Source organism: Ideonella sp. P3_A4 (genome assembly GCF_056403075.1).
This window is the reverse complement of record NZ_JBFUGE010000762.1, coordinates 1-2,586: the sequence shown is the minus strand read 5'-3', so window position 1 is coordinate 2,586 and position 2,586 is coordinate 1. Positions and strand designations below refer to the sequence as shown.

Here is a 2,586-nt window from a genome sequence, read left to right as displayed (position 1 = left end):
ATCAGGCAGCTCAGCGGCACCAGGCCCAGCGACAACGGATAGAGCCAGCGCCGGCCGCACGTGCGCGCCGCCTCGATGCCCGAGAACGGGCCCGACACCGTGACCAGGCGCAGGTCGACCGGCGGGCCGGGCAGCGGCGCTGGCAGCGTGTCGGTCAGCGCCCGGCGCGCCACCAGCGCACCCTGGCTGTGGCCGATCACGTCGATCCGCGGCACGTGCGATTGGTCGGCCAGCATCTGCAGCGCGTGCCGAAGGTCGGCGGCGGTGTCCGCGAGCCGCGCTCGGTCGTCGTAGGTGAAACATGCCGACTGCTGGCCCTGGAAGGCCAGCACCTGCGCCAGCGCGCGGAACTGTCCCGATGAGCCGTAGCAGCCGTGCACCAGCACCGTCACCTGCTGGCTCCCATCMAGGTGCAAGCGTCGATCCGGGTTGTCGGTGCAGGGTCCGAGCCCGGCGATTGCCAGCGCGGTGTCGGGCGGCGGCAGTCGGCCGGGTTCGAGGTCGGCAGCGACGCCGCCACTGCGCGTCGCGCAACCGCCAAGCAGGCACAGCAGCGTCAGCACGGTCAGCAAGGGGGCGATGCGCATCCGGTGTGGCCTCCAGTCCAAGTGGCGGGTGCCGGCCGGTCGGCCCGGYGCCCCTGCGTTCGATTCTGGCGCGACAAAGCACTACACCGAGACGCCAGTTTGCGTGGGCAGCCAAGTTTCTGCGGCCGCCAGCGCCTCAGGGCCTACGATGACCGCTCGATGCGAAGATCGTCCCCGTCTTTCACGCCAACTCAGGAGGCAGATCATGCCGACGACATTGCCCGGATCTCAACGCGTTGCCGCGCCTTGCGGCAACGACAACCATCCCGCTAGTCGGCATCAACCGGCCCATCCAGCCCTGCAAGTCGTGGCGTTCGTCATCATCGCGCTGTCAGGTATCGCGCAGGCATCGCCTCGGCCGCCGGTTTACCACGTGGAGTCCGTGCAGCAGGATTGGCGCGATGGCTTTCTGTACTCCGTCAACGCCAACGGCGTGGCTGCAGGGTATTTGGGCAGCGTGAGCCAGGCGATCGTTTGGCAAGACGGCGTGCTGCGTCAACTCAATTGCAAGAACGAGGGCTCACCGTACGCGCATGGCTACGCGATCAACGACGCGATGCAAGTTGCGGGGTCCTGCTATCGCACTGGCGGGGACTACGCCGTGGTCTGGGATGCGCAGGGGAATCCAACACATGTGCAAGACGACGCCGTCGTGGCCGATACGGCGCTGGGCATCAACAACCTTGGCCACGTCGTCGGTACCGCGGGGCGCATCGCGTATGTCTGGAAGGGGGTCAACGTCAAGCTGCTCGGCACCCTCGGCGGAACCTACAGCACCCCGCAGGACATCAACGACAAAGGCGTCATCGTGGGTTCGTCCGCGGTGGCGGGCGACACGGCCGTGCACGCGTTTGTCTACAGGAATGGGCAGATGAAGGATCTCAACTGGCCGTGGGCCAACTCGTATGCGCGAGCGGTCAATGCCCACGGGCACATCGCCGGCTGGTCAGGCGACACACGCTATACGACGCATGCGATCCTCGACAACGGCATCACCATCACCGACCTTGGGCGGCATTCGTCGGCTTTGGGCATCAACAACCTGGACCAGGTCGTGGGCACCATGAAGGTGAACGGGGACGATCGCGCATTCGTCTACACCCACCGGCGCGTCTACGACCTCAACACGCTGCTGGACCCTACCAGCGACCCAGACTGGGATATCCGCGTCGCCTATGACATCAACGACGCCGGCGTGATCGTCGGCTGGGGGATCCTGCACGGCTCTTACCAGCCCGTCGTGCTGACACCGCTGCCCTGAGCAGGTGAGGCAACTGGCAAGCCTGGGTAACAAGCCGGAGCGGTGGCCGCAGGCACCGGCGCGGCGGCCAGTTTCGACAGCTCACCGAGGCCGATCGGTGGCACGCTCAGCCACGGCAGCGCAAACAGCCGCTTGGCCAGGCCTGTGGACATGCGCTCGATCTGCTTGCGTTCGCCCGCCATCCGAGCATTCAGCAAGGGATCGCGCGTTCCCGCCGCCAGCACGCTCTTGTTGAGCACCCAGGCATAGGGCTCGATGCGGGCGCGGCGCAGGTCGTCCTGAAGCTCGGCCGCTTGCGACACCGGCGTCACCTCGGGCAGCGTCACCAGGATGATCTTCGTGTACGCCGCGTCCTGCAGCCGCATCAACGGCGTGACGACGCGCGCAGCGCCATGGCCTTCGAACTCGCGCGTCATCTGCCGGTGGTAGGCGCCGGTCGCATCCATCAGCAGCATCGAGTGCCCGGTAGGCGCGGTTTCCAGCACGACGAACGCACTGCGGGCCTCGCTGACGATGCGCGAAAACGCATGGAACACAGCGACCTCCTCGGTGCAGGGCGACTGCAGATCCTCCAGCAACAGGGCGCGTTCCTGGGCGTCGATATGGGGCGACTTGGCGGCCATGATCTTGTCGATGTAGCGCTGTGTCTCGACCTTCGGGTCGATGCGGCTCACGGCCAAGCCCGGCACATTGCCATTCAGCGTGTCGGCCAGGTGCGCCGCGGGGTCKGTGGTGCTC

Annotated in this window: 3 protein-coding genes; 1 reads left to right on the top strand and 2 read right to left on the bottom strand. The window is 66.7% G+C overall.

Translation table 11 applies throughout. The annotated features are described in order from the left end of the window. Nucleotides 1–587: esterase/lipase family protein (locus tag AC1DYI_RS32345; protein ID WP_477208211.1), on the bottom strand; the 587-nt coding region annotated here is incomplete at its 3' end. A 205-nt stretch (nucleotides 588–792) separates the two neighbouring features. Between AC1DYI_RS32345 and AC1DYI_RS32340 the strand changes: the two genes are divergently transcribed. Further along, nucleotides 793–1,848, top strand: coding sequence for a DUF3466 family protein (locus AC1DYI_RS32340; RefSeq protein ID WP_477208210.1), 1,056 nt, complete (start codon nucleotides 793–795; stop codon nucleotides 1,846–1,848). On the opposite strand, the gene AC1DYI_RS32335 is transcribed toward AC1DYI_RS32340, so the two are convergent. Continuing rightward, the coding region (locus AC1DYI_RS32335) for an ArsA-related P-loop ATPase (RefSeq protein WP_477208209.1) at nucleotides 1,815–2,586 on the bottom strand (772 nt) is incomplete at its 5' end. The two genes, AC1DYI_RS32340 and AC1DYI_RS32335, sit on opposite strands and share 34 nt — an antisense overlap.

Coding starts and splice junctions, on each gene's coding strand:
- AC1DYI_RS32340 (WP_477208210.1), top strand. CDS start 793: ATGCCGACGACATTGCCCGGATCTCAACGCGTTGCCGCGCCTTGCGGC.